Origin of the sequence: Adlercreutzia sp. DFI.6.23 (assembly GCF_024462535.1) — a bacterium.
In the GTDB taxonomy this organism is placed as follows: Bacteria; Actinomycetota; Coriobacteriia; order Coriobacteriales; family Eggerthellaceae; genus Adlercreutzia; species Adlercreutzia rubneri.
In genome coordinates, this window is record NZ_JANGBP010000347.1 from 1 (window position 1) to 318 (window position 318).

Below are 318 nucleotides of genomic sequence, written 5' to 3' on the forward strand. Positions count from 1 at the left end.
ACGAAGTTCACCATGGATGGCGGCACGTTCACGGTGGCGGGCTGCGAAGAGGGCATCGAGGCCCAGGAAGTGATCGTCAACGACGGCGAGCTGAACAACACTGCGTCCGATGACGGCATCAATGCCGCGGTGGCCGAGCGCGACTCCAACGACGCGACGACGGACGGGACGACCGACGGTTCTGATGGCGCGGCGGCCGCGGGGCAGGATCCCAATGCTGCCGGTAAGAGCGGCGACGCCGTTGGCCTGATCGGTGCCGATGGGTCGGGTGCGCCGGGCGGCCTGAGCGAGAGGCCGGAGTTGCCCGAGGGCGCGGAG

At 69.2% G+C, this 318-nt stretch carries 1 pseudogene; it reads left to right on the forward strand.

Annotated features, from left to right (window positions below):
• Positions 1 to 318, forward strand: a pseudogene (locus tag NE591_RS13665) (hypothetical protein); the annotation flags it as partial.